The organism is Microbacterium pollutisoli, assembly GCF_053586795.1.
In genome coordinates this window covers 680,158-701,078 of sequence record NZ_JBNYWT010000001.1, presented here as the reverse complement: position 1 = coordinate 701,078, position 20,921 = coordinate 680,158, and the positions used below count along the sequence as shown (strand labels likewise).

Below are 20,921 nucleotides of genomic sequence, written 5' to 3'. Positions count from 1 at the left end.
TCGTCGGTGCGGTGCGCGTGCAGACAGGCCAGGCACGCGGTCTGCCCCGGGACCACGAGCGGCCCGACCGTCACCCGGTCGCCGGCCAGCAGCACCGGCAGGTGGGTGATGTCGGCGGCCATGAGCCGGGCGGCCCGCCGGGGATCGACCAGGTGGGCGGCCACGGTGACCACCGGCAGCGCGGCGTCGAGGGTGTCGGGCTCCCACCCGGCGACGGACTCGACCTCGATGTCGCTGCTCTCCAGCGCGCCCAGCAGTGCGTCCCGGGCGTCCGGCTCGAGGTCGCCGGGCACCTCGACACGCACGCGCAACGGGGCGGGCTGCTGCGGGCAGAGGGCGTCGGCGAGCCGGTCGATGAACCCCGGCACCTCGGCGGGATCGGCACCGTACGCGGTGGCGAGGGGCACGAGCACCGCGTCGGGGATGCCGTCGACCAGCGCATCCAGCAGCTGCTCCTGCCAGACGGTGACGTCGTCCAGCTGCGTGCGGGCGTCCGTGCCGAGCCGGAGGCTCGATGCGGTGCGCCACAGAGGCGGATGGGACGGGGCCAGACGCAGCATGCAGCGATTCTCGCCGGTGGCCTCCGGCGTGTCGGGGTTATCCACAGCCGATGGTGGTCACCGGGCGGCGTGGCTGGCTGGGGAGGAGGGAGCTCAGACGGGCCGGGGGTCGTCCGGTCGGTCCCCGTCGTCCGACCCGTCGGCCGGGTCGGACGCACCGTCCGACCGGTCCGCGGCGGCTCCGGCGGCGTCGTCGGCCGCCGACCTCAGTAGCGCGTCGAGCGCGTCGTCCATGGCGTCGCGGGGCGGCGCCTCGCCGCGGCCGCGGGCCTGCAGGCGCGTGATGAGTCCGGACGGGTCGTCGATGTCGTCCGGGCCGGGCATGAGGTCGGGGTAGTCCCACAGCGAGTCGCGCTCGGCGACGCCGACCGCGTCGGTGACCGCGCGCCACATCTGCGCGGCCTCGCGCAGCCGGCGGGGGCGCAGTTCGAGGCCGACCAGCGACCCCATGGCCTGCTCGGCAGGGCCCCCCACCGCGCGGCGGCGGCGCACCGCCTCGGCGATGCGGTCGGAGGCGGGCAGGCGTGTGGTCGCATCGGCGGTGACGACGTCGACCCAGCCCTCGACGGTCGCCAGCAGGTTCTCCAGTCGCTGCAGCGCGCGGGTCTGCGTCTCGGTGCGCTGCGGCAGCAGGGCGCCGCTCTCGATCGCGGCGCGCAGCTCGTCGGGGGAGGACGGGTCGAACCGGGTGGCGAGGTCTTCGAGTGCCGACATGTCGACGTGGATGCCGCGGGCGAACTCGGTCACCTGCGAGATGACATGCAGCCGGAGCCACCGCGCGTGCCGGAACAGCCGGGCGTGGGCGAGCTCCCGCGTGGCGAGGTACAGCGCGAGCTGGTCGGGCTCGATCTCGAGGTCGCGGCCGAAGTCGTGGAAGTTCTGCGGCAGGATCGCGGCGTCGCCGTCGGGCATGACGGGCAGGCCGACGTCGCCGCCGGAGACCACCTCTTGCGACAGGCGCCCGATCACGCCGCCCAGCTGCGCGGCGAACAGCGAACCGCCGACGGTGCGCATGAACTTCCCGGCGCCGGCGATCGCCCCCTTCATCTCCTCGGGGGTCTGCGCGTCGATGGCCGCGGTGAGCGCGTCGGCGATGGAGGTCGCCACCGGCTCGGCGAGCTCCTGCCACACCGGCAGCGTGGCATCCACCCACTGTCCGCGGGTGACCGCCCGCGGCGGGGTGCCCAGATCCGACACGGTCGTCGCCTCGCTCAACCACAGGGTCGCCAGTGCGAACGCCTGATCGAAGTCCTGGCGCTGACCGGATCCGATGCCGTGGTCGTCGCGGTTGGCCAGGTGCAGCGCCTGGGTGCGGGCCGCGCCCCAGTCGATGCCCTCCGTGCCGGACGTGAACGCCGCCTGCATCTGCCGCAGCACCTGCTGCATCATCGCCGGGTCCACGCCCAGGCCGCGCAGCTGCTCGAGCTGTTCGGGACCGAGCATGCCGCCGGCACCGCCGAGCAGCCCCCGGAGCAGCTCCTCGAAATCATCGTTGTCGGGGCGGTCCTCATCGGTCATGGCGGGAGCCTTTCAGCAAAGTGACGACGTCGCGCTCTACGCTAGTTCAACGTCCGACCCCCGATCCCGGCGCTCGGGCGACCCGCTTACGCCGGTCGCGAACGACCGATGAGGAAGGCCAGCCGTGGCACTGTTCGACCCGACCGTGACGGTCACCCCCGCGCCGCGGCGACGCGTCGCCCGCAGCGTGACCGTCGGGATCTGGGCCCTGGCGGTGGCGCTGCTGGCGCTGCTGGCCCTGACCCTGCTGCCCACCTCGTTCGTGATCCAGCGTCCCGGCCCCGTGTTCGACACCCTCGGTACGGCGCCCAGCGCCGAGGGCGACGAGGTGCCGCTCATCCAGATCGACGGTGCGCAGACCTACCCGACCGGCGGCACGCTCGACCTGCTGACGGCGGAGATCCTCGGCAACCCGAGCCGCACCCCGTCATGGGTCGAACTGGCCCTTGCCTGGTTCGACCCGGCCCGCGCCATCCTGCCCATCGAGGCCGTGTTCAGTGAGGGGCAGACCGCCGAAGAGCGGACGCAGCAGAGCGCGCTGCTCATGATCGACTCGCAGAAGGAGGCCACGGCGGCGGCGCTCCTGCACCTGGGCTACGACGTCTCCCCGATGATCCGGGTGTATGCGATCGGCGACGAGTCGCCCGCGCAGGGCGTGCTGCAGCCGGACGACATCATCCGGGCCGCCGACGGCACCCCCGTGTCCGAGACGCTCGCGCTGCGCGACGTGATCAACGCCGGTGACGGTGCCCCGGTCGACCTCACCGTCGAGCGCGACGGCGAGACGATGACCGCGACGCTGGCACCCGCGCAGGGCGAGATCGACGGCGAGCCGACCTGGCTCATCGGCGTCACCACCGTGCGCGACTTCGACTTCCCGATCGACGTCACCATCCAGCTCGACGCGGTGGGCGGCTCCAGCGCCGGGATGATGTTCACCCTCGGCATCATCGACATGCTCACCCCGGGCGAGCTCAACGGCGGCGCCGACGTCGCCGGCACCGGCACGATCGATGCGGACGGCAAAGTCGGCCGGATCGGCGCCGTGCAGCAGAAGCTCCACGGGGCCAGGGATGCCGGGGCCGAATGGTTCCTGGTGCCCGCCGACAACTGCCAGGACGTGACCGGACATGTGCCCGCCGGGCTCCAGGTGTTCGCGGTGGAGACCCTCGACGACGCGCTGTCGGTCCTCGAGGCGATCCGCACCGACGCGGACACCGGGGGGCTGGCCACCTGCGCACGATGACCGGCCTGTTCGCGGTCGGCTGACTCGGCGTCCTCATAGAATCACCCCACCTAGGATGGAGGGGTGACCACGACGTCAGCGCCGAACCAGGCCACGCCCAGCCCTCTCCGCCGCGCCATCGGCATCACGCTCGCCGTGATCGCCGCCGTGGTCGTGGCCTTCTTCGTCTTCGCGAGCCTGTTCGCCGACTGGCTCTGGTACGACCAGCTCGGCTTCGACGGGGTGCTGGTCACGCAGTGGACGGCGCGGGTCATCATGTTCGTGGTCGGCTTCCTCGGCATGGGCGTGCCGGTGTTCGTGGCCATCCAGCTCGCCTATCGGCTGCGCCCTGTCTATGCGCGGCTGAGCTCGCAGCTGGATCACTACCAGGAGGTCGTGGAGCCGCTGCGCCGCCTGGCCATGTGGGGGATCCCGGTGTTCTTCGGGTTCTTCGCCGGGTTCGCCGCATCGGCCCAGTGGGAGACGGTGTGGCTGTGGATGAACCGCGTGTCCACGGGGCAGACCGACCCGGAGTTCGGCCTCGACACCGGCTTCTACCTGTTCGAACTGCCGCTGCTGAGCAGCGTGCTCGGCTTCGTCTCGGCCGTGCTGCTCGTGTCGCTGCTGGTGACGGCCCTTGTGGCCTACCTGTACGGCTCGGTGCGGGTCGGGCAGCGTGAGCTGCGCATCTCGAAGTCGGCCCGCATCCAACTCGCCGTCATCGCCGGTCTCTACCTGCTCACGCAGGGCGCGAGCCTGTGGCTCGACCGCTACAAGACGCTGCTGAACGAGGGCGACCGCATCACCGGTGCCGGATACGTCGACGTCAACGCGATCATCCCCGGTCTCACGATCCTCTCGATCGCCGCCGCCATCGTGGCCGTGCTGTTCTTCGTCACCGCCGTCATCGGCCGCTGGCGCTTCCCGCTCATCGGTACCGCCCTGCTGATCGTGACCTCCCTCATCGTGGGGGTCGCCTATCCGTGGGTGATCAACCAGGTGCAGGTCGTCCCGAACCAGCGCACGCTCGAGGCGGAGTACTACGAGCGCAACCTCGAGGCGACCAAGTTCGCCTACGGCATCGACGGCCTGGAGAAGACCGACTTCGAGGCCGAGACCCAGGTCGAGAGCGGTCAGCTGCGCGCGGACGCCGAGACCACGGCATCCATCCGCATCATGGACCCCGCCATCATCGGCCCCACGATCCGCCAGCTCGAGCAGTACCGCGGCTACTACAAGTTCACCGACCCGATGGACGTCGACCGCTACGAGATCGACGGCGCCTCGCAGGACACCGTGGTCTCGGTGCGTGAGCTCGACATGACCGAACTGGGCTCGGCCGCCTCCTGGTACAACACGACGCTGGTGTACACGCACGGCTACGGCATGGTGGCCGCCAAGGGCAACGCCCGCACCAGCGACGGCAACCCGGTGTTCCTCGAACGCGGCATCCCGACCGCCGGCGAGCTGACCACCGGCGAGAAGTACGAGCCGCGCATCTACTTCGGCGAGTCCTCGCCGCTGTACTCGATCGTGGGCGCCCCGGAGGGCGAGCCCGACATCGAGCTGGACTATCCGCGCGGTGAGGACGGCGCGGCGCAGACCACCACGACGTTCTCCGGCGACGGCGGCCCCGAGATCGGCGACCCGTTCCGCCGGCTGATCTACTCGCTGAAGTTCCAGTCCACCGACATCCTGTTCTCGGATGCCATCAACGCCGAGTCGCAGATCCTCTACGACCGTCACCCGCTGACCCGCGTGCAGAAGGCGGCGCCGTACCTCGAGCTCGACAACGACCCGTACCCGTCGGTGGTCGACGGCCGGATCGTGTGGATCGTCGACGGCTACACGCTGAGCGCGAACTACCCGTACTCGTCCATCGTGAGCCTGCGCGACGCGATCAGCGACACGACCAACCTCGCCCCGCGCGTGGCCCTGGACGACATCAACTACATCCGCAACTCGGTCAAGGCCACCGTCGACGCGTACGACGGCTCGGTCACCCTCTACGCGTGGGACGAGGAGGACCCGCTGCTGCAGGCGTGGCAGAAGGTCTACCCGAACACGATCAAGCCGATCAGCGAGATGTCGGGCGACCTCATGAGCCACGTGCGCTACCCGACCGACCTGTTCAAGGTCCAGCGCATGATGCTGGGCACCTACCACGTCGACGACGCCGCGTCGTTCTACTCGCGGGACAACGCGTGGAAGACCCCGGACGACCCGGTGGAGCCGGCCAAGGGCCTGCAGCCGCCGTACTACCTGACGATGCAGATGCCGGGTCAGGACGAGCCGAGTTACTCGATGTTCACCTCGTTCATCCCCGCCTCGGAGGGCCAGAACGCCCGTAACGTGCTGATGGGGTACCTGGCGGTGGACGCCAACGCCGGGAATCAGGACGGTGTGAAGGCCGAGGGCTACGGCAAACTGCGGATGCTGGAGATCAGCGCCGATGTGAGCGTGCCCGGTCCCGGTCAGGTGCAGAACACGTTCGACTCGGATGAGACGATCTCGTCGCAGATGAACCTGCTGCGTCAGGGTGCCTCGGAGGTGCTCAACGGCAACCTGCTGACGCTCCCGGTCGGCGGCGGCCTGCTCTACGTGCAGCCGGTGTTCGTGCAGGCCTCCGGCGGCACGCAGCTGCCGACCCTGCGCAAGATCCTGGTGGCCTTCGGTGACGAGGTGGCGTTCGAGGACACGCTGCAGGAGGCCCTGGACTCGCTGTTCGGCGGTGACGCCGGCGCGAGCGCCGGTGATGACGAGGTCACGCCGACCGAGCCCGACGAGGGCGAGCCCGAACAGCCGGACGAGCCCACGCCCTCGACGCCGGACATCCCGGCCGACGCCTTCGAGCAGGCGCTGGAGACGGCCCGCCAGGCCATGCTCGAGCGTCAGGAGGCACTGGCCGCCGGCGACTGGGCCGCGTACGGCGAGGCCGACGCACGGCTCACCGAAGCCATCGAGCAGCTGCTCGCCCTCGAAGGGGAGTGAGCGGGCCGCCGAGGCGGCCTGATCCGACCGGATGCCGCGTCGCGCACCCTGGGTGCCGGCGCGGCATCGGCGTTTCCGGGATCGGTGCGGGCGCCTGGCCGCTGGATCGGCACGTTCGGGCCGGCAGCGCGGTGCGTAGCCGAGTCACGCGCACGGGAAACGAAGAAGGCGCCCCATCCGGGACGCCTTCTTCATCTGGTTGCGGGGGCAGGATTTGAACCTACGACCTCTGGGTTATGAGCCCAGCGAGCTACCGAGCTGCTCCACCCCGCGGCACGTCCTCTACTTTACCATGCTTCGGCACTGGTCCCGACCACGGTTGCCGTCGAGGCGGCGGGGACGGGAGGATGAGGGCATGGATCCGCACGCCACCGCGCCGCATCCCGACGACGGCCGCGATGAGACCGTCGACGAGCGCGCCGACCGCAACTGGAGCGAGGTGCTGCAGGAGCTGCGGGTGCTGCAGACCGGCACCCAGATCCTCACCGGATTCCTGCTGGCCCTCGCCTTCCAGCCCGGTTTCGCCGACCTCGACGCCGCCGAGCGGCTCTTCTACCTCATCCTCGTCGTGCTCGCCGCGCTGAGCGCGATCGTGGCGCTGGCGCCGGTGGCGTTCCACCGCACGGTGTTCCGCCAGCATGCCAAGCCGACCGTGGTCGCCTATGGCCACGCCGCCCTGGTCACGGCGCTGGGTACCGTGTCCCTGCTGCTGGTGGGCGTCGTGGCCTTCGTGTTCCTCGTCGTGGTGGGCACAGCGGCCGCCTGGATCGCCGGCATCGCCCTGGGGGTGCTCATCGCGACGCTGTGGGCCGCGATCCCGGTCGTGCTGCGGCGGCAGCGACAGGAGGCCGCATGACCGCGCAGCTCGCCGTCGCCGTAGCGCAGTTCGCGCCGACCGCCGACCGCTCCGCCAACCTCGCCCGCATCGCCGAGCTGACCGAGATCGCCGTGGACCGCGGCGCCGGTGTCGTCGTCTTCCCCGAATACTCCAGCTACTTCGTCGACCCGTTCGACGACAGCCTCGCCGCCCACGCCGAAGACCTCGACGGGCCGTTCGTTGCCGAGCTGACGCGGCTGGCGGCCGCCCACGACGTGCATCTGGTGGCCGGACTGGTCGAACGCGGCGCCGCGGGACGGGTGCGCAACACCGTCGTGGCCGTGGACGGCGGCGGTGTGCAGGCGACCTACCGCAAGCTGCATCTGTACGACGCGTTCGGCCAGCGCGAGTCCGACTGGGTCGAGCCGGGCGCCATCGCCGCCCCCGAGACGTTCGAGGCCGCCGGAGTGCGCTTCGCGCTGATGACCTGCTACGACCTGCGGTTCCCGGAGGTCGCGCGGCTGCTGGTCGACACCGGAGCCCACGCGCTGCTGGTCCCCGCGCAGTGGGTGCGCGGCCCGTTGAAGGAGCACCACTGGCGCACACTGCTGCACGCCCGGGCGATCGAGAACACGGTGTTCGTCGCCGCCGCCGACCACCCGCCGCCGCTGGGGGTGGGCGCGTCGATGATCGTCGACCCGACCGGCGTCGAACGGGCCGCGGTCGGCACCGACAGTGACGTGGCCGTGGCCTGGGTGGATGCCGGGGACATCGAGCGGGTGCGCCGGGTCAACCCCGCGCTGCGGCTGCGGCGGTTCCGGGTCGAGCCGCGCGAGTGACCGGTCAGAAGGCCGCGAGTCGCCGCGCGGCCTCGTCGATCACACCGATGCGCTTGCAGGCGGCGAACCGCACGAGCGTCGCGTACTCGTGCCGGTGCTCCGGGGTCACGAACGCGGTCAGCGGCACCGCCACGACGCCCGCGCGCTCCGGCAGCGTGCGACAGAACTCTGCGGCGTCCGTCGCCCCCAGCGGCGCGGCGTCGGCGACCGTGAAATAGGACGCGCGCGGGGGCGAGACCGCGAACCCGGCGGCGGTCAGGCCCGCGCCGAGCACCTCGGCCTTGTGCGCCAGGTCGGCCGCCAGCGCGGTGAAGTGCGCATCGGGCAGGCCCAGACCCACCGCGACGGCGGGCTGGAACGGAGCGCCCCCGGAGTACGTCAGGTACTGCTTCACGGCCAGCACCGCGTCGACGAGGGCGGCAGGCCCGCTGACCCAGCCGACCTTCCAGCCCGTGACGGCGAAGGTCTTCCCGGCCGAGGAGATCGTGAGCGTCCGCTCGGCCGCGCCGGGCAGCGTCGCGATGGGGGTGTGCCCGCCGTCGAAGACGAGGTGCTCGTACACCTCGTCGGTGACGATGACCGCATCGTGGCGGTCGGCGAGCCGGACGATCTCGGCGCGCACCCGGTCGGACAGCACCGTGCCGGTCGGGTTGTGCGGATCGTTGACGAGGATGATGCGGGTACGGTCGGTCACGGCCGCGCGCAGGCGGTCGATGTCGGGGGTGAAGTCCGGGCGGTGCAGCGGGACCGGGACCAGGCGCGCCCCCGCCAGCGCGATGCACGCGGCGTACGCGTCGTAGTACGGCTCGAACACGACGACCTCGTCGTCGGGGGAGTCGATGAGCGCCAGCAGCGCCGCCGCGAGGGCCTCCGTGGCTCCCGCGGTGATGAGCACTTCCCGCTCCGGATCGACGGCGAGACCGTAGAAGCGCAGCTGGTGGGCGCACACCGCCTCGCGCAGCCCGGCGTCACCGCGCCCGGGCGGATACTGGTTCACGCCCGCGGCGATCGCAGCGCGGGCCGCGTCCAGCACCTCGGTCGGCCCGCTCTCGTCGGGAAAGCCCTGACCGAGGTTGATCGCACCGGTGCGCATCGCCAGCGCGGTCATCTCAGCGAAAATGGTGGGGACCGCACGGCCGGCGGCATCGAGCAGGCCCGCACCGGCGGCGGTGCGGCGCCAGGCGCCGGGTACCTCGTCCATCGCGCTCAGGCTACACGCATAGGCTCGTAGCGGCGCGATCATTGGATCTGCACAGCAGGCCGGAGCATTCTGGTGGAGAACCGCATGAAGGAGCACCCATGAGCGACACGATTCCCCCGCGGCCCCCGCTGCCCGGCCCGGCCCGCATGCATCCCACCCTGCCCACCGAGCCGTACGGGCCGGCCCCCGCGCCCGCCCCGGCATCCACCCCCGCCGCGAACGGCGACGGCAAGGTCGGCGCCGGGAAGATCGTCGCGATCATGGTCGCGGCCGCGCTGGTCGGCGGTGCCGCGGGCCTCGGCGTCGCGGCCGCCGCCGGAACGTTCGGCGCTCCGCAGACGGTGGTCACCGCCGGACCGTCCACGGTGACGGTGAACAACCCCGACGAGGTCAACGCCACCACCGCCATCGCCGCCAAGACCCTGCCCAGCGTCGTGACGATCGCCGCATCGTCCGGCTCGTCGGGCGGCACCGGATCGGGAGTCATCCTCACCGAGGACGGCTACGTCGTGACCAACACCCACGTGGTCACCCTCGACGGCGCCACCGCCGACCCGAGCCTGAAGGTGACTGCCTCGGACGGCACCGTGTACCGCGCGACCATCGTCGGCACCGACCCGCTGTACGACCTCGCCGTCATCAAACTGACCGACGCCGAGGGGCTCACCCCCATCGAGTTCGCCGAGTCCAGCAAGCTCAACGTGGGGGACCAGACGGTCGCCGTCGGCGCCCCCCTGGGCCTGGCCAACACCGTCACCACCGGCATCGTCAGTGCGCTGAACCGCTCCATCAGCATCGCGTCGTCCGCGGCGCCGGAGACACCGGCCGAGAGTGAGGGCCAGGAGTCGCCGTTCCAGTTCGACTTCGGCCCGGGCGACGAGAACCGCCGCGCGTCCGGTTCCATCTCCATCGCGGTGATCCAGACCGACGCCGCCATCAACCCCGGCAACTCCGGGGGTGCGCTTGTGGACGGCGAGGGCAAGCTCATCGGCATCAACGTGGCGATCGCCACCGCGGGCGGCAACTCGACCGAGGCGGGGTCCATCGGTGTGGGCTTCTCCATCCCGTCCGACATCGTCAAGCGCATCAGCGACGAGCTCATCGCCGACGGCGAGGCCAGCCACGGCCTGCTGGGAGCGATGGTCGGCGACGCGGCCGCCCGTGAAGACGCCACCACGGCCGGCGCGTACATCAGCGAGGTCACCCCCGGCGGCGCCGCCGCCACGGCAGGCCTGCGCCCCGGTGACGTCGTGACCTCGTTCAACGAGCTGCCCATCACCGACGCCACCGACCTGACCGCGCAGGTGCGCGCGGTCGCCGGCGGCACGACGACCACGATCGTGTTCGTCCGCGACGGCGAGACGCGGTCGACCGAGGTCACCCTCGGCGAACTCGAGCAGTAGTCGCTCCGGGCATGGACGCCACCCCGCGATAGGCTCGCGGGGTGGCGTCCTTCTCGTTCGGCGCGGGCAATGCCGCGGCGCTCCTGCGACTGCCCCTGTATGCCGCCGGGCGCCTGGCGACGGCGGTGATCCCGCGGTCGAGGGACGAGTGGGTGTTCGGGTGCGCGATCGGCGTCGCCGACGGGGCGCTGGCGCTGTGGGAGCATGCCGCCGCACGCGGGGAGAAGGCGCTCTGGCTGACCGGTTCGGCCGCCGACGCCGCCGAGGCCGCCGCCCGCGGCATCCCCGCCGTGGACAAGCGGTCGCTCCGCGGGTTCTGGCGCACCGCGCGCGCCGGCGTGATCGTCGTCACGCACGGGTTCGGCGATGTCAATCGCTATGCGACCTCGGGCGCGCTGCTGGTGCAGCTCTGGCACGGCATCCCGCTCAAGCGCATCGGACTGGACACCCCGGTGACCACCCGCAGCCCCGTCCGCGTGGGGGCCCGGTTGGTCAGCGCACTGCTGCGGGTGTCGTACCGGGCGACGCAGCGGCGCATCGGGCTGATCCCCGCGGCATCCGCCCTGGTGCGCGGACGCCTCGAGTCGGCGTTCGCGCTGCCGTTCGACCGCGTCCCCGTCACCGGCGAGCCGCGGGTCGACGTGCTCTCGCAGGGCACCCCGGACACCCGCCGCGCGGCGGCGCGCGGCGCGATCGAGGCACGGGTGGCCGTTGCGGCCCCCGCGACGCGGCTCGTGCTGTACGCCCCGACCTGGCGGGACGGCGCGGCCGACCCGGCCGGCCCGACCTCGGCACAGTGGGCGCGGCTGACCGCCCTGCTCGAGACCCAGGACGCGATGCTGCTGCTGCGCTCCCACCACCTGGGCAGCCGGTCGTCGCAGGCCGCCCATCCCCGCGTGCAGGCGCTCGACAGCGCCGTCGTCGCCGACGTCACCCCGCTGCTGCCGGCGATCGACGTGCTGGTCACCGACTACTCCTCCCTCGCCTTCGACGCGGCCCTGGTGCCGGTGCCGACCGTGTTCTTCGCGCCCGACCTGGCGGACTACGCGCGGGCACGCGGCTTCTACGGCACGTACGAGCAGGTCGCCGGGCCGGACTTCGCCCGCGACTGGGACGGCGTCATTGACGACCTCGACCGGGTGCTCGGCGACCCCGACGAGCAGCGGCGCCGCACGGCGGTGGCGCGCGCCCTGAGCGAGCGTGTGCACCGGTTCGCCGACGGAGGCAACACCGCACGGGTGTATCGCGAGATCCAGACACGACGGCACCGCGGGGCCCGGCCGCCCCGCGACGGGAAGGAATGATGCAGGCACACTTCGACCTCGGCGCGCAGACGCTGGTGGTGACCGGCACCGGCGCGCGCCCCGCGTCCGCCGAGCTGATCGGTCCGCGCGCACGCGTGACCGGGCGCCTGACCGGACGCGGCCGCACCTGGCGGGCGGTGCTGCCGCTGCGCGCCGCGCGCTGGGGCGGCCCGGCCCTGCCGCTGCCCACCGGTGAGTACGCGCTCACGGTGCAGGATGCCGGCGGCGCGGCCGTGACGGTCGACGCGCACATCGCGCTGACCATGCTGCCGACGCTGCGCGTCGCACTGGCCGGGAAGACTCTCACGGTGGGCCCGCCGATCGACCCCGCCTACGACTCCGGTGAAGGTCAGGCGGCGCTCGAGCGACGCTACGCCACCCGGCGAGGTGCGCTGGAGAACGCCGTGTTCTTCGAGAGCTTCTACGGCCGCAATGCGAGTTGCAACCCGTTGGCGATCGATCGCGAGGTGGCGCGCGTTGCGCCGAGCGTGACCCGCTACTGGAGCGTGGTCGACCTGTCGGTCCCCGTGCCGGACGGCGCGATCGCAGTCGTCGACGGCAGCCCGGAGTGGTGGCGGGCCCGCGGCTCGGCGCGGCTGCTCGTGGTCAACGACTGGCTGCGCCGACGGTTCTCGCGGCGCCCGGGCCAGGTGGTGCTGCAGACCTGGCACGGCACGCCGCTGAAGCGCCTCGCGCTGCACCGCCCCGGCTTCGATCCGCGGCGCGCCGTCGCGGTCGTGCGGGAGGGGCGGCGCTGGGATGTGCTGCTCGCGCAGAGCGCGTACGGGGAGCGGGTGCTGCGCAAGGCCTACGCCCTGGGGCGCCGGCCGGTGTGGGTCGAGGGGTACCCGCGCAACGATGTGCTCACCCACGGTGACGGTGCCGGCATCCGCACCACCCTCGGCATCGGCCCGGACGAGAAGGTGCTGCTGTATGCACCCACCTGGCGCGACGACCGTGAGCTGATCGTCGACTTCCTCGACCTCGACCGGCTGGCGGCGCACACCGGCGCCGTGGTGCTCGTGCGCGGGCACTCCCGCACCCTCGCCACCGGGCGGGATGCGGCCGGTCCGCGGGTGATCGACGTGTCGACCTACCCGGACACCGCCCAGTTGCTGCTCGCCGCCGACGCGCTGATCACCGACTACTCGTCGGTGATGTTCGACTTCACGGTCACCGGCAAGCCGGTGTTCTTCTTCACCCCGGACGTCGAGCACTACCGGGGCGATCTGCGCGGGTTCTACTTCGACCTGGCCGCGCGCGGCCCCGGGCCCATGACGTCGACCCAGGACGAGCTGGAGGCGGCGCTGGCCGACCCGGCGACGGCCGAGCGCTTCGCCGACCGGTATGCGCAGTGGCAGGCGCTGTTCAACACGCACGACGACGGTCATGCCGCCGAGCGCGTCGTCGCCCGCATCCTCGACCAGCGGTTCATCGACCGGGCGTGACGGGGCCGTCGGCGCCGCTCACGGCAGCGGCGTGTTGCGGTCCAGTCGCGAGGTGTCGACGTTCTCCCGCGCCCCGTGCATGACGCCCCGGAGGAACCCGACGCCCCAGGCCAGGTGCATCGTGGGCAGCACCGCGAGGGTCCACAGCCGTTCGCGCAGCCCGCGCCGGGGACGCGGGCGCACGGCGACGGCGATGACCAGGGCGACATAGGCGAGTGTCGGCACCGTGGCCGCGGCGGCGACCACGGCCGCCAGCCCCGATGCGACCCCGGTCACCAGCAGCACGGTGGCCACGACCGCCGCGACCACGGCGACCACCAGCAACGGGGGTGCGAAGAAGCGCAGCGAGTTGCGCCTGCCGTAGCGGCGCACCAGCTCGCCGCGCCAGGTGCCCGTCGACTGGAACTGCTGTGCCAGGCGCAGCCAGCTCTCCCGCGGCCAGTAGGTGACCGACAGCGCGGGATCGAACCACACGCGATAGCCCGCACGGCGGATGCGCAGATTGAGCTCCCAGTCCTCGCCGCGGCGGATCGACTCGTCGAAATAGCCGACCTCCGCCAGCACCGCGCGCCGCATCACGCCGAGGTAGGCCGACTCGGCCGGGCCCTCCTCACCACCCGAATGGTAGGCACCGCCGCCGAGGCCGATGGGGGAGTTGTAGGCGGCGGCCACCGCCCGCTGGAACGGGGTGCGCCCGTCCGCACGCATGACACCGCCGACGTTGGCCGCGCGGGTGCGCGCCAGCGTGGCCAGCGCCCGCGCGGTGTAGCCGGGCTCGAGCTCCGAGTGGGCGTCGACCCGCACGATCGTCGGGTGGCGGCCGGCGCGAATGGCCAGGTTCAGGCCGATCGGGATGTCGGCGGCCGGATTGTCCACCAGTCGTACCCGTGGATCCGTGGCCGCCAGCTGCTGCGCCAGCTGGGTGGTGCCGTCGGACGAGGGCCCCAGCGCGAGGATCACCTCGGACGGCCCGTCGTGCTCCTGCGTGAGCACCGAGGCGACGGCCCGTTCGAGGTAGGCGGCCTCGTTGAGCACCGGCATGACGAACGTGACGCCGGAGCCGTCGGGCGGGACGGGCGCATCGCCCACAGCCGGTGCCACCTCATGCATCCGTCGATCATCCCACGCGCGGAGGCCCGCAGTGCGGTGGGTAGGCTGGAGGGATGGGTGCGCTGGCCGATGGCAGGAAAGCGATCGGGCTCGTCAGGAAGGCCGTCGCCAATCGGCTGGCCGTCCGCGACGTGCGTCGGAGGCTCGCACAGAGCCCGCCGCATCCCGCCGACCATTTCCGGGTCGCGGTCTACTTCGCCGACAGCGACGTCAACATGTACCAGATCCGCCAGTGGTACAAGCCGCTGGCCGACCTGGCGCGCACCTGGCCGGTGGTGGTGCTCAGCCGCAACCCCAACGGCGCCCGCGCGATCCTCGACGACGGGGCACTGCCGGTGGCGTTCGTCCCGACCGTCCGCGACCTGGAACGCTATCTGCCCGGGCAGGACATCCGGGTCGTGCTGTACGTCAACCAGAACACCCGTAACTTCCAGATGTTCCGGTACGGGCGCCGCTGGCACGTGTTCATCAACCACGGCGAGTCCGACAAGATGTACATGACGACCAACCAGTTCAAGGCGTACGACTACGCCCTGATCGCCGGCGACGCGGCCCGGGCGCGTCTCAGCCGCGTGCTGTGGGACTACGACCTGGATGCGCGGACCATCGCGATCGGCCGCCCCCAGGCCGACCACTACTCGGGCGAGCTGCCGTACGAGCCCGATGACAGGACCGTCGTCCTGTACGCCCCCACCTGGGAGGGCGACCGCCCGTCCGCGCACTACGGGTCGATCCGCACCCACGGCGAGGCGCTGACCGCCGCCCTCCTCGCGTCACCGCGCCACCGGCTCATCTACCGCCCGCACCCGCGCTCCGGTGTCGTGGACGCCGAGTACGGCGCCGCGCACCGCCGCATCGTCGCGGCCATCGCGGCTGCGAACGCGGCCGACCCGCGGGCGATGCATGTGTACGACGACGGTCCCGAGCTCGGCTGGCAGCTCTCCGCCGCGGATGCGGCCATCGTCGACATCTCGGCGATGGTCTACGACCGGCTCGCGGCCGACAAGCCCCTCATGGTCACCCGCCCCGTGGACGCGGCCGCCGTGGTCGACACGCACGGGTATCTCTCCGACGCCGAGTGGCTGGATGCCGGGGATGCCGGCGACATCGTCGCGGCGGTGGAGCGCGTGCTCTCGGACCCGGACGCGGTGTCCCGGCTCGAAGGATGGGTGCGGCACTACTTCGGCGACACGACGCCCGGTGCGGCCACCGCCCGGTTCCACGACGCGATCGGCACGCTCATGCACAAGTGGGAGCAGTGGCACTCCTCGGCGCTGAGCGAGGGGGACGACGGGGAAGACGCCGACGAGGCGGAGTTCGACGACGAGTGATCGCCACTCGGCCTGCGGGCTCGGGGCTACTCGCCGTCGGCGTCGACCGTGTCCACCGAGACCGGTTCGATCGTGATCGCGACGGTCTCGGTCGCGGTCAGGGGGCCCAGCAGCGGGATGTCGACCGGCGGCGCGTCGCCGAGACGTTCGACAGGCGAGGCGGGCTCATGCGGCTCGGCGGGGAGACCGGCCCACGCGGTCGGCTCTTCAGGACGTTGCTGGAACAGGCCCATGGCTCCATTGTGACGCACTGCGCGTCACGCGGGGCCGGTCACCGCCGATCGGACGTGTCGGCGTCGGGTGCGTCCAGACGCGCGGGCGTCTCGCCGGTGTCGCGGGCGCCGCGCCGGGTGATCCGGCCGGCGATGGCGCCGCGCACACCGCGACCGGCGTCGACGACGCTCTTTCCGGCGCCGGCCGCGTAGCCGCCGGCGCGCCGCACGGCGCGGACGGCGGAGTGTTCCAGGCGGATGCTTCCCGGGCGGGGCTCGAGCTCGACGGGGAACCGCTCGGGCGGCACACCGAACGCACGGCGAGCGCCGACGAGCACACGACGTCCGAGGACGTGGTTGCCGGCACCGCCGACGGCGGCGCCGATGCCGAACGGCAGCGCCTTGCCGATGACGGACGCGCCGCCCTTGGCCGCGAACTGCTTGATGAACAGGGACTTGAGGCGGTCGACCAGCGGCCCGACGGCGGCGCGCGGCAGCGACTTGGTGACCAGGTCGCCCCAGTACTTGTCGCGGGGGATGCCGGTGCCGGCGGCCTGCCGGGCGAGCTGACCCACCAGGTCCACGCCTTCCTTGCCGAGCATGAGCGTCAGCACGAGTGCGCGGGCCCGGTCCGGGTCGTCGACCGGGATGCCGTGCAGCTCCGCCAGCGACTGGGCGAACAGGGTCGTCGCCTCGAGGAAGCCCACCGTCTCGACGCCGGACAGCGCCAGGGTGACGCCTGTGCCGATGCCGGGCACCACGGCCGTTGCGCCCACCGCGGCGCCGCCGGTGGTCACGGCCGCGAGGTAGCGCCGTTCGAGCATCCGCACGATCTGGGCATTGCCGGCATCCGGATGCCGCAGACGGATGCTGCGCAGATGCGCGATGACGACGGGGCGCTGCACGGCGAGCACGCGGTCGAGCGCCCGGATGGCACGCGGATGCTCGGGCGAGCCCACCGGCGGCAGTCCACCCGACCACGGGGCGTCGTCGGGCAGGGAGTGGATGCGGTGCACCTCGGCCATGTCAGCGACGATAGCCGGCGACGCTGGGCGAAAGATCAGACGAACAGGTTCGCGCGCTCGAGGTCCTCGGCGAAGTCCACCTCGACCGCGTACAGGTCGGAGATGTCCATGGGCTCCAGCCGCAGGCCGTTCTCGATGATCGCCAGCTCGAGGCCGCGCTCGAAGTAGTCCTGGTCGTCGACGCGCGACAGCTGCGCGATGAAGGTGGGCTTGTCGGCACGTGAGATGTAGTTGATGCCGACGGCTTCGCCGATGCCGCCGACCACGGTCTTGGACAGCTCCTTGATGAAGCCCTCGGCATCCACCGTGTACTTGACCTCTTCATCGCTCACCTTGGCCGTGTTGACCGTGACGAACGACTGGTCGCGCTCGATCAGGGCGACGGCGCGGCCGAGCACGCGGGGGTCGAAGACGACGTCGCCGTTCATCCACAGCACGCCGCCCTTGCCGGTCGCCTTCAGCGCCCGGAGCAGGCTCTTGGACGTGTTGGTCTGGTCGTAGCGGTCGTTGTAGACGTACTGCGCGTCGGGGAAGGCCTCGACGATCGTCTCGGCCCGGTAGCCGACGACGGTGGTGATGCGCGCGTCGCGGCCGAACGCGGCGCGGATGTTCTGGTGCTGCTGCTGCATGATCGACCGGCCGTCGCTCAGCTCGGTCAGGGGCTTGGGCAGGCTGCGACCCAGGCGCGAGCCCATGCCGGCGGCCAGGATGACGGTCTGAAGGGTCACAAGTACTCCTGGAGGGAAGGCGTTCACCGTCTGTTCGACGGGAAGACACTCCTTCGTGCCGCCGCCAATCGTAGCGAAAGCACCTGAAAGGGGGCAGAAAGCGGCGGTCCCGTTGTCGATTCGTGACAATCGCAACGTTTCGTGCGAACCCTTCGGTCTCCGTGGTCGCGGCGGCCGCGCTTGCTAGGTTGGTGAGCGTGACCCCGTCGTTGCCGCTGCCACAGGAGGACCCGGAATCCGGGCCGCCCGACGGTGTCACGCCGCCGCCGCTGCCGACGGTGCCGGCCGCCGCCGCCGCGGTGGAGTTCGCCCAGCGGGCCGCCGCGGGAGCCGGACGCCCGCACGAGGACCCGGACGACGATGTGGAGCGGACGCGGCCTCGGCCGCCGACCGTCTTCGCCGTTCCGCCGCTGCCCCCGCTGCCTCCGCTGCCCGACCCGGCGGCCGACGGTGGGGCGGACGAGCTGCCCCCGCCGCCGATCTCGCCGTTCGCGCCGGAATCGCGCACGGCCACTCCCGGCATGGCGCGGGAGCTGCCCCTGTCCGTCGACGCGGAGCCTGTGGAGCCGGAACCAGAGGGAGACCCGGAACCCGAACCGGAACCGGAGGTGGAGCCGGAACCCGAGGCAGAGCCGGAACCGGAACCGGAGGGAGAACCGGAATCGGAGCCGGAACCCGAGGAGGAGCCGGCACCTGCGGCGGAACCCGAGCCGGTGGACCTCAAACCGGTGGATCTCGATCCCGCGGGCCTCGAACCGGTGGAACTCGAGCCGGCAGAGCTTGAACCGGCAGAGCTTGAACCGGCAGAGCGTGAATCGGCGGACTCCGCGCCGACCGTCGCCGAATCGCCCGCCGCACCCCTCATCGCCCCGGCGACCGACGTGCCGGCACTGCGTCTGCGCGGTCTGACGAAGTCGTTCGGGCAGACCCGCGCGGTCGACGCGATCGATCTGGACATCCCCGCCGGCACGTTCTACGGCATCGTCGGACCGAACGGCGCGGGCAAGACCACCACCCTGTCGATGGCCGCCGGCCTGCTGAGACCGGACGCCGGCACGATCGAGATCAACGGCGTCGACCTGGGCCGCGAGCCGCGGCGCGCCAAGAAGATGATGGGCATCCTGCCCGACCGGCTGCGCACGTTCGACCGGCTCACCGGCCGCCAGCTGCTCTACTACTACGGCGCCCTCCGCGGACTGCGCGGCGCCGTCATCGACAGCCGCACCGCCGACCTGGCCCGCGCGTTCGACCTGACCGACGCGCTGGGCCGCCCGGTCGCCGACTACTCGGCCGGCATGACCAAGAAGGTCATGCTCGCCGGAGCCATGATCCACTCGCCGCGGCTGCTCGTGCTCGACGAGCCCTTCGAATCCGTCGACCCCGTCTCCAGTGCGGTGATCATCGACATCCTCCGCGCCTACGTGGATCACGGCGGCACGGTCCTGCTGTCCAGCCACGGCATGGAGCTCGTCGAGCGGGTGTGCTCCGGCGTCGCGGTCATCGTCGCCGGGCAGGTGCTGGCCGAGGGCTCGGTCGACCAGGTCCGCGGTGAGCTGACCCTCGAACAGCGCTTCGTCGAGCTCGCCGGCGGCCTCAGCGACGTGGAGGGCCTGGAGTGGCTGCACACGTTCTCCGACTGAGATTCGACCTGTTCGTCGGAGCCCTGCGGGGCCGCCCCGCCGAGGTGGTCCGGCGCGCGGCGGCGTTCTGCGTGCTGCTGCTCGTGGTGGGCGCTGTCGGTGCCGGCGTACTCGCCCTCGCCGAGGTCACTGTCGAGGTCGCCGCCGTCGTGACGGTCTGCGCCGCCGCGGGTGTGGCGGCCGGCTTCCTCGTGGCGCCGCTGGTCGCCGGCGGGGACGACCCGCTCGACCCCCGCCGGTTCCGGGTGTTCGGGCCGGACACCGGGCGGCTCCTGCTCACGCTGCTGCCGGCGGCGCTGGTCAGTGCCGCCGCCCTGGCCCTCACCGCCGTCGCGGTGTGTCTCGCCGTCATGTGGACACGCCACGGCGTGCCGAGCCTGGCGGCCATCACCGGCGGTGTGCTGTTCGGGCTCACCTGCCTTCTGGCCTCGAAGACCGCGACCGCCTTCGCCGCCCTCGTGCTGCGCCCGCGCCGCTCGCGCGAGCTGACCGGACTGTCGGTCGTCGGCATCCTGGTCCTCCTGGTCCCCGCCGTGGTGTTCGCGGTCTCCGTCCGGTGGGATGATGAGGTCCCCGCTGAGCTGCGCGCCGTCGGCGACGTCCTCGCCGTCACTCCGCTGGGCGCCGCCGCAGCCATCCCCGCGCGCATCGCGGTGGGGGAGTCGCCGGTGGCCTCGGTCGTGGTCGCCGTCGCGACGATCGTGGGGCTGATCGGGCTGTGGGCGCTGCTGGCGACGCGCCTGATCAGCACCACCGAACGGCCCCTGACCGCACGCTCGCGCGGCGGCCTCGGCTGGTTTACGGTGACCCCGAGCACCGCCGGCGGCGCCATCGCCGCGCGCAGCCTCACCTACTGGCTGCGCGACTCCCGGTACCTCGCCAATCTGATCGTCGTGCCGATCGCCGGCATCCTCGTCACCGTCCCCCTGCTGGTGGTCGGGGTGCCGCTGTCGATCGTCGCCCTCGTGCCCGCGCCGCTGATGGCCCTGTTTTTCGGCTGGATCGTGCACAACGACCTCGCCTACGATTCGACGGCGCTGTGGATGCATGTGGCCAGTGGGGTGCGCGGCACCGCCGACCGGATCGGACGGCTCGTGCCGGTGCTGCTGACCGCGGTGCCCGTGCTGGCGGTCGCGGTCCCCGTCGCCATCGCCGTGCACGGTCGGTGGGCCCTGCTGCCGGCGCTGGCCGGGGTGTGCGCCAGCCTTTTCCTGTGCGGATTGGGCCTGTCGTCCATCTCATCGGCTGCGGCACCGTACCCGGCCTCCCGTCCCGGCGACGGGCCCTTCCAGCAGCCGCAGCGCACGGGAGGCGGCCTCGCCCAGGGCGCCGTCTTCGTCGGTGCGATCGTGTTGAGCGCGCCCGTCCTGTGGTGGGCCTGGCGCAGCATGTCGCAGAGCATCTCGTGGGCGTGGACGACGCTGTGGGGCGGGCTGGGCATCGGCCTCGCGGTGCTCGTTCTGGGGGTGGTCATCGGCGGCGCCGTGTTCCGCCGCCGGGGCACCCGCCTGATGGAGTTCGCGGAGTCGACGTGACCGGGCACCCGCCCCGGCACGCGGCGACGCGACT

The 20,921-nt window shown here is 72.1% G+C and carries 16 protein-coding genes and 1 tRNA gene; 10 read left to right on the top strand and 7 right to left on the bottom strand.

What is annotated here, in order from left to right:
• Positions 1-653 precede the first annotated feature (653 nt).
• Positions 654-2,078 carry a zinc-dependent metalloprotease gene (locus ACQ143_RS03430; RefSeq protein WP_449569304.1) on the bottom strand — a complete coding sequence of 475 codons (1,425 nt, stop codon included), beginning with the start codon at positions 2,076-2,078 and terminating at the stop codon, positions 654-656.
• A 124-nt stretch (positions 2,079-2,202) separates the two neighbouring features.
• Here ACQ143_RS03430 and ACQ143_RS03425 point away from each other — a divergent pair, with 124 nt between their 5' ends.
• A complete protein-coding gene (locus ACQ143_RS03425; protein ID WP_449569303.1) occupies positions 2,203-3,324 on the top strand; it encodes a YlbL family protein in 1,122 nt (373 codons plus the stop codon).
• Between the two features lie 63 nt (positions 3,325-3,387).
• Positions 3,388-6,294, top strand: coding sequence for a UPF0182 family membrane protein (locus ACQ143_RS03420; protein ID WP_449569302.1), 2,907 nt, complete (start codon positions 3,388-3,390; stop codon positions 6,292-6,294).
• A gap of 196 nt (positions 6,295-6,490) precedes the next feature.
• Here the strand turns inward: ACQ143_RS03420 and ACQ143_RS03415 are convergent.
• Positions 6,491-6,567, bottom strand: a tRNA-Met gene (locus tag ACQ143_RS03415).
• An 82-nt stretch (positions 6,568-6,649) separates the two neighbouring features.
• On the opposite strand from ACQ143_RS03415, the gene ACQ143_RS03410 reads away from it, so the two are divergent.
• Positions 6,650-7,150, top strand: a complete 501-nt coding sequence (locus ACQ143_RS03410; RefSeq protein WP_449569301.1) for a DUF6328 family protein — start codon at positions 6,650-6,652, stop codon at positions 7,148-7,150.
• Positions 7,147-7,950: a carbon-nitrogen hydrolase family protein gene (locus ACQ143_RS03405; protein ID WP_449569300.1), complete on the top strand. Its 804-nt coding sequence runs from the start codon at positions 7,147-7,149 to the stop codon at positions 7,948-7,950. The genes ACQ143_RS03410 and ACQ143_RS03405 overlap by 4 nt, the downstream gene beginning before the upstream one ends.
• 4 nt (positions 7,951-7,954) lie before the next feature.
• Here ACQ143_RS03405 and ACQ143_RS03400 read toward each other — a convergent pair whose 3' ends face one another.
• The gene (locus tag ACQ143_RS03400) at positions 7,955-9,151 is read right to left on the bottom strand and encodes an aminotransferase class I/II-fold pyridoxal phosphate-dependent enzyme (protein ID WP_449569299.1); all 1,197 of its coding nucleotides are present in this window, start codon (positions 9,149-9,151) and stop codon (positions 7,955-7,957) included.
• A gap of 98 nt (positions 9,152-9,249) precedes the next feature.
• On the opposite strand from ACQ143_RS03400, the gene ACQ143_RS03395 reads away from it, so the two are divergent.
• Genes ACQ143_RS03395 through ACQ143_RS03385 form a run of 3 tightly spaced genes read left to right on the top strand, consistent with a single transcriptional unit; the run spans position 9,250 to position 13,306 of the window.
• On the top strand, positions 9,250-10,554 hold the full coding sequence (locus tag ACQ143_RS03395) for a S1C family serine protease (RefSeq protein WP_449569298.1): 1,305 nt from the start codon (positions 9,250-9,252) through the stop codon (positions 10,552-10,554).
• A gap of 41 nt (positions 10,555-10,595) precedes the next feature.
• Entirely contained in the window at positions 10,596-11,858 is a 1,263-nt protein-coding gene (locus tag ACQ143_RS03390) for a CDP-glycerol glycerophosphotransferase family protein (protein WP_449569297.1), read from the top strand.
• Positions 11,855-13,306, top strand: a complete 1,452-nt coding sequence (locus ACQ143_RS03385) for a CDP-glycerol glycerophosphotransferase family protein (protein ID WP_449569296.1) — start codon at positions 11,855-11,857, stop codon at positions 13,304-13,306. The genes ACQ143_RS03390 and ACQ143_RS03385 overlap by 4 nt, the downstream gene beginning before the upstream one ends.
• Positions 13,307-13,324: 18 nt before the next feature.
• Here ACQ143_RS03385 and ACQ143_RS03380 read toward each other — a convergent pair whose 3' ends face one another.
• Positions 13,325-14,416, bottom strand: a complete 1,092-nt coding sequence (locus tag ACQ143_RS03380; protein WP_449569295.1) for a glycosyltransferase family 2 protein — start codon at positions 14,414-14,416, stop codon at positions 13,325-13,327.
• 53 nt (positions 14,417-14,469) lie between these two features.
• On the opposite strand from ACQ143_RS03380, the gene ACQ143_RS03375 reads away from it, so the two are divergent.
• On the top strand, positions 14,470-15,747 hold the full coding sequence (locus ACQ143_RS03375) for a CDP-glycerol glycerophosphotransferase family protein (RefSeq protein WP_449569294.1): 1,278 nt from the start codon (positions 14,470-14,472) through the stop codon (positions 15,745-15,747).
• Between the two features lie 26 nt (positions 15,748-15,773).
• Here ACQ143_RS03375 and ACQ143_RS03370 read toward each other — a convergent pair whose 3' ends face one another.
• The 3 genes from ACQ143_RS03370 to ACQ143_RS03360 are packed head-to-tail and all read right to left on the bottom strand — an operon-like array spanning position 15,774 to position 17,712.
• Positions 15,774-15,980: a hypothetical protein gene (locus ACQ143_RS03370; RefSeq protein ID WP_449569293.1), complete on the bottom strand. Its 207-nt coding sequence runs from the start codon at positions 15,978-15,980 to the stop codon at positions 15,774-15,776.
• 38 nt (positions 15,981-16,018) lie between these two features.
• Positions 16,019-16,984, bottom strand: coding sequence for a hypothetical protein (locus ACQ143_RS03365; RefSeq protein ID WP_449569292.1), 966 nt, complete (start codon positions 16,982-16,984; stop codon positions 16,019-16,021).
• Between the two features lie 35 nt (positions 16,985-17,019).
• Entirely contained in the window at positions 17,020-17,712 is a 693-nt protein-coding gene (locus tag ACQ143_RS03360; RefSeq protein WP_449569291.1) for a phosphocholine cytidylyltransferase family protein, read from the bottom strand.
• Positions 17,713-17,909: 197 nt separating this feature from the next.
• On the opposite strand from ACQ143_RS03360, the gene ACQ143_RS03355 reads away from it, so the two are divergent.
• Together ACQ143_RS03355 and ACQ143_RS03350 are read left to right on the top strand one after the other, a co-directional pair.
• On the top strand, positions 17,910-19,352 hold the full coding sequence (locus ACQ143_RS03355) for an ABC transporter ATP-binding protein (protein WP_449569290.1): 1,443 nt from the start codon (positions 17,910-17,912) through the stop codon (positions 19,350-19,352).
• The gene (locus tag ACQ143_RS03350; RefSeq protein ID WP_449569289.1) at positions 19,328-20,887 is read left to right on the top strand and encodes a hypothetical protein; all 1,560 of its coding nucleotides are present in this window, start codon (positions 19,328-19,330) and stop codon (positions 20,885-20,887) included. Before ACQ143_RS03355 ends, ACQ143_RS03350 begins: the two co-directional genes overlap by 25 nt.
• Positions 20,888-20,921 lie beyond the last annotated feature (34 nt).